The 13,253-nt window shown below is 65.4% G+C and carries 12 protein-coding genes; 5 read left to right on the plus strand and 7 right to left on the minus strand.

Annotated features, from left to right (window positions below):
• Positions 1-8: 8 nt before the first annotated feature.
• Positions 9-233, plus strand: coding sequence for a hypothetical protein (locus tag A6M56_RS17320; RefSeq protein ID WP_062738501.1), 225 nt, complete (start codon positions 9-11; stop codon positions 231-233).
• 4 nt (positions 234-237) lie between these two features.
• On the opposite strand, the gene pgeF is transcribed toward A6M56_RS17320, so the two are convergent.
• Positions 238-1,047 carry a peptidoglycan editing factor PgeF gene (gene pgeF / locus A6M56_RS17325; RefSeq protein ID WP_286758256.1) on the minus strand — a complete coding sequence of 270 codons (810 nt, stop codon included), beginning with the start codon at positions 1,045-1,047 and terminating at the stop codon, positions 238-240.
• The gene (locus A6M56_RS17330) at positions 1,031-2,143 is read right to left on the minus strand and encodes an RluA family pseudouridine synthase (protein ID WP_102079845.1); all 1,113 of its coding nucleotides are present in this window, start codon (positions 2,141-2,143) and stop codon (positions 1,031-1,033) included. Before A6M56_RS17330 ends, pgeF begins: the two co-directional genes overlap by 17 nt.
• Positions 2,144-2,158: 15 nt before the next feature.
• Between A6M56_RS17330 and A6M56_RS17335 the strand changes: the two genes are divergently transcribed.
• Positions 2,159-3,013 (plus strand): outer membrane protein assembly factor BamD, encoded by an 855-nt coding sequence (locus tag A6M56_RS17335; protein ID WP_045786944.1) that lies wholly within the window; start codon positions 2,159-2,161, stop codon positions 3,011-3,013.
• 60 nt (positions 3,014-3,073) lie between these two features.
• Here the strand turns inward: A6M56_RS17335 and yoaA are convergent, their stop codons facing one another.
• The 3 genes from yoaA to A6M56_RS17350 form a co-directional block, all read right to left on the minus strand.
• On the minus strand, positions 3,074-5,188 hold the full coding sequence (gene yoaA, locus A6M56_RS17340; RefSeq protein ID WP_180964234.1) for a DNA repair helicase YoaA: 2,115 nt from the start codon (positions 5,186-5,188) through the stop codon (positions 3,074-3,076).
• Between the two features lie 72 nt (positions 5,189-5,260).
• Positions 5,261-5,464, minus strand: coding sequence for a DUF465 domain-containing protein (locus tag A6M56_RS17345; protein WP_045786946.1), 204 nt, complete (start codon positions 5,462-5,464; stop codon positions 5,261-5,263).
• 33 nt (positions 5,465-5,497) lie between these two features.
• Positions 5,498-6,262: a hypothetical protein gene (locus A6M56_RS17350; protein ID WP_045786947.1), complete on the minus strand. Its 765-nt coding sequence runs from the start codon at positions 6,260-6,262 to the stop codon at positions 5,498-5,500.
• 110 nt (positions 6,263-6,372) lie between these two features.
• Here A6M56_RS17350 and A6M56_RS17355 point away from each other — a divergent pair, with 110 nt between their 5' ends.
• Positions 6,373-8,706, plus strand: a complete 2,334-nt coding sequence (locus tag A6M56_RS17355) for a Tex family protein (protein WP_045786948.1) — start codon at positions 6,373-6,375, stop codon at positions 8,704-8,706.
• A gap of 190 nt (positions 8,707-8,896) precedes the next feature.
• Positions 8,897-9,337 (plus strand): hypothetical protein, encoded by a 441-nt coding sequence (locus A6M56_RS17360; protein WP_062738497.1) that lies wholly within the window; start codon positions 8,897-8,899, stop codon positions 9,335-9,337.
• A gap of 75 nt (positions 9,338-9,412) precedes the next feature.
• On the opposite strand, the gene A6M56_RS17365 is transcribed toward A6M56_RS17360, so the two are convergent.
• Complete coding sequence (locus A6M56_RS17365) at positions 9,413-11,314, minus strand: potassium transporter Kup (RefSeq protein ID WP_045787869.1); 1,902 nt, start codon at positions 11,312-11,314, stop codon at positions 9,413-9,415.
• Positions 11,315-11,737: 423 nt separating this feature from the next.
• Here A6M56_RS17365 and A6M56_RS17370 point away from each other — a divergent pair, with 423 nt between their 5' ends.
• On the plus strand, positions 11,738-11,929 hold the full coding sequence (locus A6M56_RS17370) for a hypothetical protein (protein WP_045786950.1): 192 nt from the start codon (positions 11,738-11,740) through the stop codon (positions 11,927-11,929).
• A gap of 6 nt (positions 11,930-11,935) precedes the next feature.
• On the opposite strand, the gene A6M56_RS17375 is transcribed toward A6M56_RS17370, so the two are convergent.
• Entirely contained in the window at positions 11,936-12,973 is a 1,038-nt protein-coding gene (locus tag A6M56_RS17375; protein ID WP_102080262.1) for a quinone-dependent dihydroorotate dehydrogenase, read from the minus strand.
• Positions 12,974-13,253: the final 280 nt, after the last annotated feature.

Raw genomic sequence — 13,253 nt, forward strand, 5'->3', positions numbered from 1 at the left:
CATTCCGCATGTATATCGTTGCCATCGGGTGGCTTTACGTCGTGCTCATGATGTCGTTGACTGAGCAATCTTGGATTGCCGGTGCCGGTACGTTTTTCCTGTACGGCGTCGCCCCGCTGGCGCTGTTTCTGTGGATTGTGGGCTCGCCCGCACGCAAGCGCCGGCGCCGCACGCAGGAGGCGACCCAGGAGAAGGCGGACGCCGCCGCAGCCTCCGGCGACGGCGCTGCGTGAAGCGTCACTCGGCGCGCCAGATCAGCGTGGCCATGCGGCCGGTCGTGCGCTCCCGCCGATAGGAATAGAAACGCTGCACGTCCGTCATCGTGCACAGCCCACCGCCGTACACCTCCGTGCAGCCCACGCGCGCCAGCCGCAGCCGGGCCAGGGCATACAGGTCGCCCAGGAATTTCCCATCAGACGCGCCCGGCACGAAAGCCGCCTCCGTGGCACCCCGCTCGGCCGGCTGTGCGGCGTCCATGAAAGCCTGACGCACCTCCGCTCCGACCTCGAAGCATGCCGGGCCGATGGCCGGGCCCAGCCACGCCAGCCAGGTCGGATCGGCCTCCTGGCCGCTTGCGCGCAGGCGCTGCATCATCGCGTCGACCGTGCGCTCGATCACGCCGCCACACAGCCCTCGCCAACCGGCATGCGCCGCCCCCACAGTCACGCCGCGCGCATCGCTCAACAACACCGGCAGGCAGTCTGCCGTCATCACCACGCAGACGCGATCGCGCGACGAGGCCACCGCGGCATCCGCCACGACCGGCGCCGGTGCGCCGACAAGCTGGTCGAGGTCGGCAACACCTGTGCCGTGCACCTGTTCCATCCAGACCGGCTCGGCGGGCAGCGCAGCGCGCAGGATGCGGCGGTTCTGCTCGACCGCCTCCGGCATGTCGCCAACGTGCTGGCCAAGGTTCAGCCCGCCCGGCAAGCCGCCTGCCAGCCCGTAGGCGCCCGTGCTGACGCCGCCCACGCGCGTGGTGGCCAGCGCCTTGACACGCGGATGCGCCGGCCATGCAGGAACGATCCAATCAGCTGAAATCGACATCGGGATCCAGGTCCAGGGCTTCCATCAGTTCAGCAAAGTCATCCGGCACGCCGGCTTCCCAATGCATGGACTTGCCGGACGCCGGGTGCACGAGCCCCAGGCGAACAGCATGAAGCGCCTGCCGCGCGAACGGCACGGGCAACGGGGCCTTGATGGTCTGCGGCCGGCCGCGGCGGAAGTTGCGCGTGTAGACCGGGTCGCCCAGCAGCGGATGGCCTTCGGATTCAAAGTGCACGCGAATCTGGTGGGTGCGGCCGGTTTCCAGTTGGCAACGCACGAGCGACACCTGCGCGCGTCCCAGATCCACCACGTCGAGCGTCTTGAAATGCGTGCGTGCCGGCTTGCCGCTGGCCGTTTCGATGATGGCCATGCGTGTGCGATCGCGCGGGTCGCGGCCAATCGGGGCATCGATCGTGGCTTCCTCGGGCGTTTCGCCCCAGACCAGCGCCAGATAGGTCCGCTTGACGGTGCGCGCCTGCAGTTGGCGCACGAGGTCGGTTTGCGCCGGCAGCGTCTTTGCGACCACCATCAGCCCCGAAGTTTCCTTGTCGAGCCGATGCACGATGCCGGCGCGCGGCAGCGCTGCCGCCTCCGGATACCGGTGCAGCAAGCCATTGAGGACGGTGCCGCTCCAATTGCCCGCGGCGGGGTGCACGACCAGGCCGGCCGGCTTGTTGATGACAAGCAGCGTGTCGTCTTCGTAAACGACATCGAGCTCGACCGGCTCGGCAACAAACGCGTTCTCATCGGCCGCGCGTTGCGGCACCACCTCGATGCGGTCGCCACCCGATACGGCGGCACGCGGGCGCACGGCCTCACCGCGCACGCGAACCGCTCCGGCGTCGATCCACTGCTGTAGGCGGCTGCGCGAATAGTCGGGCAGCAGCTTGGCCAGCGTCTTGTCCAGACGCTCGCCGTGCATGGCTTCCGGGATCTCTACGATGATCGGCTCGGCCGCGGGCGCTGCACCTTCGGCAGACAGGTCGAGGGCCTCGTCGTCGAGGGTGTCGTCGGTTTCCTGGACGGTGAGGGAAACGTCAGCCGCTGCGTCGTCCGACACAGGGCTTGGGCTATAATGCTTGATGCGATTTTTCATTCAGAAAAGGTGCCCATGTCGGTCACGAGCGTAAAGCAGGCGCGTTTTGGTGTACGTGTTGGCGTACAAATCCGCGCTCAAATCGGAGCAGCGTTGGTGGCAGGCGCATGCCTGGCCCTCTCGGCCTGCGGCATCCTGCCGGAACAGCAAGACGAAACGGCCGGCTGGTCAGCCAACAAATTATATTCGGAAGCGAAGGACTCGCTCGACGGCGGCGACTATGCCAAGGCCGTCAAGTACTACGAGAAGCTCGAAAGCCGCTATCCATTCGGCCCGTACGCCCAGCAAGCGCAGATCGAAACCGCCTACGCCAACTACAAGGACGGCGAAACGGCCGCCGCGCTGGCCGCAGTCGATCGCTTCATCCAGCTTCACCCGAACCACCCCAGCGTCGATTACGCCTATTACCTCAAGGGCCTGATCAACTTCAACGACAACCTCGGCTGGCTCGGCCGCTTCTCGAACCAGGATCTGAGCGAGCGCGACCCCAAGGCCGCGCGCGCTGCCTACGACGCGTTCAAGACGCTGGTCACGCGCTTCCCGAACAGCAAGTACACGCCCGATGCAACGCTGCGCATGCAGTACATCGTCAATGCGATGGCCGAGCATGAAGTGGGCGCGGCACGCTACTACTATCGCCGCGGCGCCTATCTGGCAGCGGTGAACCGCGCGCAGGAAGCCATCAAGGATTACGATCGTGCGCCTGCCGTGGAAGAAGCGCTGTACATCATGATGAAGTCGTACGAGGCCCTCGGCATGAAAGACATGCGCGACGACACCGAGCGCATCATCAAGCAGAACTACCCGAAGAGCGAGTTCCTGCTGTACGGCCAGCGCAAGAAGGACAAGCCCTGGTATCAATGGTGGTAAGCAAGGCGTAAACAGCACAGCAAAAAGCCCGGTCGGTTGGCCGGGCTTCTTGTTTGTAGATCACGCCTCGCCTGCGGCCGCTTCAGATGACACATCCGGGCGCAGCGACCGAAGGAACCCTGCTGCCGTCTCGGCTTCGCGCGTGCGCTTGAACGGCGGAAGGCTCTGCCAGATCTGGCGGCCGTAGGACTTTTCCACCAGGCGCGGATCGCAGATCATCAACACACCGCGATCAGTTTCCGAGCGGATCAACCGCCCCGCCCCCTGCTTGAGCGTGATGACAGCGTGCGGCAACTGGTGCACGGCAAACGGGCTCAGGCCTTTCTTTTCAAGCGCTTCCATGCGCGCGCTGAGGACGGGATCGTCGGGCGGCGCAAACGGCAGCTTGTCGATCACGACGAGCGACAACGCCTCGCCGCGCACGTCCACCCCTTCCCAGAAACTCTGGCTGCCGATGAGCACGGCGTTGCCCAGCGCGCGGAAACGGTCGAGCAGTTCGGTCCGACTGGCCTGGCCCTGCACCAGCAACGGAAAATCCCAGCCACGCTGCGCGAACTCGTCGGCCAACCGTTCGGCGGCGCGATTGACAGCGCGCAGCGTCGTGCACAGCAGGAAGGTCTTGCCGCCCGCCGCCTCGATCATCGGCAAGGCGGCGTCCAGCACCGCATCGGTAAAGCGCGGATCGCTCGGCTGCGGCAGGTCGCGCGGGACGTACAGCAAGCCCTGCGATGCATAGTCGAAGGGGCTGTCGAGCGTCAACGAGCGATTGCGGTCGAGGCCCAACTGCGCGGCGTAATGCGTGAAGTTGCCCCGCACCGAGAGCGTGGCCGAGGTGAATATCCACGCGCGCGGCTGGCCGGCGCGCTGGCGCGAAAAGATCGGCGCGATCGACAGCGGCGTCAGGTGCAACTGCACGGAGTTGGCGAACACCTCCACCCAGCGCACGCGCTCGTCGGCGGGCGGTGCGGCTTCGGCTTCCTCGCCCTCACCCTTCGGCGCCTGCGGGGGCTTGGGGTCCACCCACGCTTCCAGCTTTTCGCACAGCGCCACGGCGCGGCGATGGCATTGCTCGATGGTCTCGGCGCGCTCGGCCTGGGCCTCCAGTGCCCCGGTGAAATCGGACAGCGCCTGCTCGAGTTTGGGCAGCACCTCGTAGAACGGCTTGGCGATGGCCGCATCGCTGTCGATCTGCTTCATCGACAGGCGCGCGCCGTCCTGGCGGAACACCAGGCGCAGATCGCGCGCGGCGCGCTCCAGCGGCGCGGCGATCGCGACCCAGTCGACCGCATCGCGCGCATGCGACAGGCCCTCGGCCACGCTGTCACGCGCCAACTCCAGGATCTGGTTGGTGGAAATCGTGTCGCCGAAGAACAGCGTGGCCGTCTCGGGCAGCTGGTGCGCTTCGTCGAAGATGATCGTGTTGGCCGCCGGCAGCAGCTCCGCCATGCCGGTGTCCTTCAGCATCACGTCGGCAAAGAACAGGTGGTGATTGACGACTACCACGTCGGCCTGCTGCGCCTCCTTGCGGGCGCGCATGACGAAGCAGTCCTTGTAATATGCGCAATCCGAGCCGAGGCAGTTGTCGCGCGTGGACGTGACGAGGTTCCACACCGGCGCGTTTTCGGGCACGCTGGCAAGCTCGGCCTTGTCGCCGGTCTTGGTGGTCTTCAGGAAAAGGTTGATCTGCCGCAGCCACGCGGCGTCCTGCCGTGACGACAGACGCCCGTTCTGCGACGTGCGCTCCAGGTGGTAATGGCAGACATAGTTGGCACGCCCCTTGAGCAACGCTACCGACACCGGCGCATTCAACGCCTTGCGCACCGTCGGGATATCACGCAGGAAGAGCTGGTCCTGCAGGTTCTTCGTCCCGGTGGAAAGAATCACCTTGCCGCCCCACAGCATCGCCGGAACGAGGTACGCGTAGGTCTTGCCGGTGCCGGTGCCGGCCTCGACGATGACCGAATCCGCGGCTTCGATGGCATTGGCCACGGCCTGCGCCATTTTGAGCTGCGACGTGCGCGGCCGATACGACTCGATGCCCTTGGCCAGCGTGCCGTCGTCGGCAAACAGCGTTGCCAGTTCGGCGTGGTGCGCGTCGGGCGTAGGCTTGGGCGTTGCGGCCTCACCAGCGTCGGATTCGGCCGACGGCTCGGCGAGCGGAGAAAGCGAAGTCAACGGAAAACCTTGGGGATGAAATGACCGAGGCCGCACGTGACGGCGGCCTCTCAGCGTCGGGGTGGGTCAGCCTCAGGCCGGTACGTCCGGCTCAAGCTGCAACTGTAGCAGGGTGATGGTGTCCTTGAGTTTCAGGCGGCGCTTCTTGAGACGGCGCAACTGCAGCTCATCGTGGTTCGCTTCGCCCGCAAGGCGGTCGATCAGGAAATCGAGATCGCGGTGCTCGATCTGCAACTCGATGATCCGACGCGAAATCGTGTTCAGATCGCTGTCCATCGCACTCCTCCGGAAACCGATCCTGCCTCGAGTTTAGAACCCCAGCGGACTCGTGTTGTTCTGGTTTTGCTCGTTGCGGCGCTTGGTCTGCTCGCGACGCTCGTCCAGTTCTTTCTGACGCTGGGCGGCTTCGCGCTGCTTTTCCTGGAACTGCTTCACGTTCTCTGCGCGCTTGGCGGCGTTGGCGGCGCCCTGCTCCTGCGCGGCCTTCAACTTGGCGTCGTAGTCGGATTGCTTCTTGGCGAAGGCCTGCGCGTTGGCGGCGCGCTGCGGCACCTCGGCCTGGCGCTGCGCTTCGTTCAGGCGCTGCTGTTCCTGCTTGTTCTCGAAATCGGTGCGGTTCTTCTGCTCAGCGGCTTCGCGCTGGGGGCGCTCGGCGTTGTACTGCGCCTGGCGGATGGCGCGGTCCTGATCACGCCGCGCGGCGCGGTCGGCACGTTCGGCTTCGTCCAGGGCCAGTTCGCGCTCACGGATGGCGTGCAGTTCCGTGCGGCGCACATCCTTGGCCTTGTTGATGCAGTGCGTGACAAAGAACTTGTCGTAGCATGCGCGTTCCGCCTCGGCGTACCGGTATTCGGCCCACGATTTGGCGCTGCTGATGCGGTCGTGCTCGGCGCCAAAGTCGGGCGGCGTGCTGGAGACTGCCGTTGCCGGCGTAGCGGGCAACGGGGACTGGCTCCACGCAGGCGCGGCGCAAAGGGCGCCAAACAGCGCGGCGGCCGGCAGGACCAGACGGGATACGTGGCGCGCACCGGCGCGGCAGCGGGCGGAAAACAGGGGCGTAGGCATAGCGCGCATTTTATCACCGCCCCTGTGCCGCAAACGCCGCGCAGACGGGGATTTGCGCTCAGGGACACGCTTGACGTTGTGGCAAAATGCGCGGCTTTCCATCGCACTCTCTGGAAGCAATGACTGATTCCGTGTTGCAGAAGATCGTTTCCCGCATTGCCGTTGAACTGGCGGTGAGGCCGCAGCAGGTCGCGGCCGCCGTGCAACTGCTGGACGAAGGCGCCACCGTGCCGTTCATCGCACGCTACCGCAAGGAAGTGACGGGCAACCTGGACGACACGCAGCTGCGCAACCTGGAAGAGCGCCTGCTGTATCTGCGCGAGCTGGAAGACCGCCGCGCGGCGATCCTGGCTTCCATTGAAGAGCAAGGCAAGCTGACCGACACCCTGCGCGCGGCCATTGAAGCGGCCGAAACGAAGCAGGTGCTGGAAGACCTCTACCTGCCGTACAAGCCGAAGCGCCGCACGCGCGCCCAGATCGCGCGCGAATGCGGTCTGGAGCCGCTGGCGCAGGCGCTGCTGGCCGACCCGATGCTCGACCCGCAGGCCGAGGCCGCCAAGTTCGTCAACGGCAAGCCGACCGCCGAGGGCGGCGTACCCGACGTCAAGGCGGCGCTGGACGGCGCGCGCGACATCCTGTCCGAACAGTTTGGCGAAACGGCCGAGCTGCTCGGCAAGCTGCGCGAGCACCTGTGGAACCACGGCCTGGTCTCGTCGACGGTGGTGGAAGGCAAGGAAAGCGCCGAAGAAGAGAAATTCCGCGACTACTACGCCTACAGCGAGCCGATCCGCAACGTGCCGTCGCACCGCGCGCTGGCGCTGTTCCGCGGGCGCAATGCGGGGGTGCTGTTCGTCAAGCTGGGCCTGGGCGAAGAGCAGGATGCCCTGAGTCCGCATCCGTGCGAAACCATGATTGCGCGCCATGTCGGCATCGAGAACAAGGGCCGCCCGGCCGACAAGTGGCTCTCCGATGTCTGCCGCTGGTGCTGGCGCGTCAAGGTGCAGCCGCATATCGAGACCGAACTGCTCACGCAGTTGCGCGAATCGGCTGAGGCCGAAGCCATCAAGATCTTCGGCCGCAATCTGCATGACCTGCTGCTGGCCGCGCCGGCGGGCCCGAAGTCGGTGATGGGCATCGACCCAGGCATCCGCACGGGCTGCAAGGTGGCCGTCGTCGACCACACCGGCAAGCTGCTGGAAACCGCCACGATCTACCCGCACGAACCGCGCCGCGACTGGAACGGCTCGCTCGCTACCCTCGCGCGCCTGGCCAAGCAGCACGGTGTGTCGCTGGTGTCCATCGGCAACGGCACCGCCAGCCGCGAGACCGACAAGCTCGTGCAGGACCTGATGCGCAGCGCGCCCGAGCTGAAGCTGACCAAGGTCGTGGTCAGCGAGGCCGGCGCATCGGTATATTCGGCATCGGAACTCGCCGCCAAGGAGTTCCCGGACCTGGACGTGTCGCTGCGCGGTGCGGTGTCGATCGCGCGCCGCCTGCAGGATCCGCTGGCCGAGCTCGTGAAGATCGACCCCAAGTCGATCGGCGTGGGCCAATACCAGCACGACGTGAACCAGCGCGAGCTGGCCCGTGCGCTGGATGCCGTGGTCGAGGATTGCGTGAACGCCGTGGGCGTCGATGTGAACACGGCGTCGGTGCCACTGCTGGCGCGGGTCTCGGGGCTGAATTCGATTCTCGCCAAGAACATCGTCGAGTACCGCGACGCCAACGGCGCCTTTGCCAACCGCGAGGCGCTCAAGAAGGTGCCGCGCCTGGGCGACAAGACGTTCGAGCAGGCGGCCGGCTTCCTGCGCATCAATGATGGCGACAACCCGCTCGACCGCTCCTCCGTGCACCCGGAAGCGTATCCGGTCGTGCAGCGCATTCTCGACCGCATCAAGAAGGGCATCGGGGATGTGCTCGGCAACCGCGAGGCGCTGCGCGGCCTGTCGGCCCATGAGTTCACCGACGAGAAGTTCGGCCTCCCGACAGTGGTCGATATCTTGTCCGAACTCGAAAAGCCCGGCCGCGACCCGCGCCCCGAGTTCAAGACCGCCACGTTCCAGGACGGCGTGGAAGACATCAAGGACCTGCAGCCGGGCATGGTGCTCGAAGGCGTGGTGACCAACGTGGCCGCCTTTGGCGCGTTTGTCGACATCGGCGTGCATCAGGATGGGCTGGTGCACGTGTCGGCGCTGTCCACCAAGTTCGTGCGCGACCCGCACGAGGTCGTCAAGCCGGGCCAGATCGTCAAGGTCAAGGTGATGGAGGTGGATGTGAAGCGCAACCGCATCGGCCTGACGATGCGGCTGTCGGACGAGCCCGGCCAGGCGCCCGCGCGCACTGGCGGTGGCGACCGGCCAAGCGGCGGCGGCAACCGCCATGGCAGCCAGCAGCGCCGCGAGCCCGAAGTGGCCGGCGCCATGGCCGCAGCCTTCGCGAAGCTCAAGCGCTGACACGCATACCGCTGCGCTGCCCAGAACCCGCCGGAGCCTCGAGCCGGCGGGTTTTTTTTGTGCTTCGGCAAGGTGTTACAGCTCCTTACGCCCGTGGGACTTTCCTCACACTCGGGCGTCGTCGACAGGTCTTTTCGGGCCGTTAAGAAAGCACAGGCAACCACCGCCTGGCAACCACGAGGAGAACACCATGAAGACAAGCCACACCCTGATCGCCGCCCTGCTTGCCGTCGCTGGCACCGCTGCCTTCGCGCAAACCACGCCGGTCCAGCAAGTGCAGCAAGACAACCAGCAGATTCGCCAGGACAACCGTGACATCCGGCACGACAACCGCGATATCCGCCGCGACCGCGCCGACATCGCCAAGGACAAGGCGGCCCTGGCAGACGAGCGCGCCGAGCGCAATGCTGCGCAGCGGCGCGAGGACCGCGACCTGGCAAATGGCAACGTCAAGGGGGCCGAATACTGGAACAAGCAGCGCGCGCAAGACCAGCACCAGATCAATGCCGAGCGCCGCGACCTGCGTCACGATCGCAAAGACCTGCGCCACGACGTGAAGGACCGCAACCACGACGTGCGCGCCCGCAACGATGAAGTGCGCGAGCGCAACCACGCAGCCGCAAAGATGTAATTAAGGCCCGCCTCACAAGCAAACGGCCCGTGCGTCTGTCACGCACGGGCCGTTTTTTTACGAGCGCAGGCCGCGTCAGATTTCCACCTTCGTCCCGAGCTCCACCACGCGGTTCGCCGGAATGTGGAAGAAGTCAGAAGGCTTGGCGCCGTTCTGGTGCATCCAGGCAAACAGGCGCTCGCGCCACATCGACATACCCGGCAGCTTGGACGGCACCACCGATTCGCGTGCGATGAAGAACGACGTGTCCATCAGTTCGCACCGCGTGCCGATCTGCGGCTGGCCCAGTTCCAGTACGCGATAGACGTCGGGGGTTTCCTTGAAGCCATATTCCGCCTTCACGACATAGAGGCCGCTGCCGAGGTCGCGCACCACCACGCGCTGCTTGTCGTCCACGTACGGAATGTCGCGCGTGACGAAGCTGATGAAGATCACGCGCTCGTGCAGCACGCGGTTGTGCTTCAGGTTGTGCAGCAGCGACACTGGCACGAAGTCGGTATTGCCGGTCAGGAACACGGCCGTGCCTTCCACGCGATGCGGCGGATGCGCGAGCAGGCCCGCGAGGAAGGGCTCCAGCGGAATGCCGTCTTCAAGACTGCGCGCGCGCAGCAGCTTCTTGCCCTTGTACCAGGTCATCAGCAGGAAGAACACGAAGCCGCCGAGCATCAGCGGGAACCAGCCGCCATCGCGGATCTTCAGCAGATTGGCCGCGAAGAACGCGAGGTCCACCACCAGGAAGCCCAGGCAGACCAGCGTCACCAGCACGGTGTTCCAGCGCCATACCGAACGCATCACTACCGCGGCCAGCAACGTGGTGATGACCATCGTCGTCGTCACCGCAATGCCGTAGGCGGCAGCAAGGTTGTCGGACTTCTTGAACGCGAGCACCACGGCCACCACCAGGATCAACAGCATCCAGTTGACCACCGGCACGTAGATCTGCCCGATCTCGGCCTCAGACGTGTAGCGGATGCGCATGCGCGGCACGAAGCCCAGCGCAATGGCCTGGCTCGTCAGCGAAAAGGCGCCCGAAATGACCGCCTGCGAGGCGATCACGGTCGCGGCCGCGGCCAGCACCACCATGGGAAGCTGCAGCGCTTCCGGCATGGAGCGGTAGAACGGGTTTTCGATGGTGCTCGGGTCGGTCAGCATCATGGCGCCCTGGCCGAAGTAATTCAGCAGCAGGCTCGGCGCCACGATGAAGAACCACGCCCAGCGGATCGGGCGCGCACCGAAGTGCCCCATGTCGGCATACAGCGCTTCCGCACCGGTCAGCACGAGGAACACGGAACCCAGCACGATGAACGCCTGCAGCGCGTGGTCATGCAGGAACGAGATCGCGTACATCGGATTGACGGCCACGAGGATCTGCGGCGCCTTCACCAGGTTCATCAGGCCCAGCGCCGCCAGCGCAGCAAACCACAGCAGCATCACCGGACCGAACAGCTTGCCCACCACCGACGTGCCGCTGCGCTGGATCAGGAACAGCACCGTCAGGATCACCAGCGTAATCGGCAGCACAAACGGCGACAGCGCCGGGGCGGCAATCTCCAGGCCTTCCATGGCGGACAGCACCGAGATGGCCGGCGTGATGACGGCATCGCCGTAGAACATACAGGCCCCGAACACGCCAAGCATCATCAGCAGCGACATGCGCCTGGAGTCTGCGCTGGCCGTGCGCAGCGACAGCGCCATCAGCGCGAGAATGCCCCCTTCGCCGTTGTTGTCGGCGCGCATGACGAACAGCACGTATTTGAGTGACACAACGATCACCATCGCCCAGAACAGCATCGAGATGATGCCGAGCACCGCCGGGCTGGAGAATGGGATACCGTGCTCCGGGTTGAAGGCTTCCTTGAGCGAATACAGCGGGCTGGTGCCGATATCGCCGAATACCACGCCGACGGCGCCGACCACCATGGCACGCAGGTTAAGGTTGGCCTGCGCAGACCCTGTTGCTGTGAGAGCTTGACTCATGAACTGAAAAATCGGCCGATCCGCCGGCCGCTCAAAATCGTGCAATGCACAATGAGGGCGGATTGTACTCCCCACCTTTTCCGCGCCAACCCCTTGAATGGCATCCGTTGCCACGCCGCATCACGGTGATGAGCTGCCGACACGGCTTCACCCCGTTCCACCGCGTTTGCGCAAATCAAGCGGCCTGCGCGTCGTCCGAGGCCGCTGCCGGCTGGAAGTCGCCGGGTGCCGGTTCCGCGATGGGCCCCCTGCTGTGATGCACCTAGCCGAATGTAGGACGGCACCCGACAGCAATCTGTAGGAGAATGACGGACACACCTCGATTGCAAACTTCTGTCGACGGGACCACCCGCCGGCTCCCGCAAGGAGACCACCTTGCCCACCCCTTGCGTCCGGCTCGTCCGGCTCACACGTACATCCCGCATGGCCTGGGTTGTCCTGCTGGCTGTCGCCGCGCTGTTGTTCGCCATTCCCCGCGTGATCCTGCCGTGGGTGCAACCCGCCTTTGCGGAGCATCTCGACCCGGCCGTGTGGGCCGATTATGCCGGCCCGTATGACCTCGCCGCGGCGATCGTCGCCGCCAGCGCGTTGGTCATCCTTGCGGTCCGGCGCTAGCCGGCCTCAACGCGCCAGCGCCCTGGCACATTCGGCCACCAGCGCGGGGCCGCGATAGATCAATCCCGTATAGACCTGCACGAGCTGCGCACCGGCGTCGATCTTCTCGCGCGCATGTTCGCCCGCCAGGATGCCACCGACGCCGATGATGGGCACGGACTCGCCCAGCAGACCGCGCAACGCCCGAATGACCCGCGTCGACGCTTCGCGCACCGGCTGCCCCGACAGGCCACCCGCCTCTTCCGCATGGGCCAGGCCCGCGACAGCCTCGCGGCGAATCGTCGTGTTGGTGGCGATCACGCCGTCCATCTTGTGACGCAGCAGCGCATCGGCAATGTTGGCAATCTGATCGTCATCCAGGTCCGGCGCGATCTTCAAGGCCACCGGCACGTAGCGCTTATGTTGATCGGCCAGGCGCTGCTGCGCATCGCGCAAGGCTCCCAGCAGGCTGTCGAGCTCGCTTGCACCCTGGAGCTGGCGCAGGTTCTTGGTGTTCGGCGACGAGATATTCACCGTGACGTAGCTCGCATGCGGATAGACCCGCTCGAGGCAGTAAAGATAATCGTCGACGGCACGCTCGATCGGCGTATCGGCGTTCTTGCCGATGTTCAGACCCAGCACGCCGCCTGCTTCGCGCCACTTCGAGGCTTTCACGTTGTTGATGAACGCGTCGACGCCGCCGTTGTTGAAACCCATGCGGTTGATCAGCGCGTTTGCAGCGGGCAGACGGAACATGCGCGGGCGCGGGTTGCCCGGCTGCGCGCGCGGAGTGACCGTGCCCACTTCAATGAAGCCGAAACCGAGTGCCCCCAGCGCATCGATGTACGCGCCGTCCTTGTCCAGGCCAGCGGCCAGCCCGACCGGATTCGGAAACGTTACGCCCATCACCGTGCGCGGCTGCGGCGCCACACGCGCCGCAATGCAACCCGACAGCCCCATGGCCTGCGCGCGCTTGAGTTGATTCAGTGTGAAGTGGTGCGCGTCTTCGGGGTCCATCGAAAACAGCAGCGGGCGGGCAAGCGGATACAACAAGGCGTTGAGCACGATCGGAATCCAGGAGAACGCGGAAGGCGGCATTGTAAACGGCGCGCCCATTGCCATGCATCGTGAGCGCCGCATTCGAACATTGCCAGGCTGAAAGTGTCCAAAAGCCAGTCGACACAACGCTTGGCTGGTGAATCGCAAGGACCCCCACGCACCATCAAGAAGCATGTTCTCCAAAAAGGTGTTGCATCGCCGCACGGATTCCGATATAGTCTTGTTTTCGACGGACGCGGGGTGGAGCAGTCTGGCAGCTCGTCGGGCTCATAACCCGAAGGTCGCA

The organism is Ralstonia sp. RL, assembly GCF_001683835.1.
Classification (GTDB): Bacteria; Pseudomonadota; Gammaproteobacteria; order Burkholderiales; family Burkholderiaceae; genus Ralstonia; species Ralstonia mannitolilytica.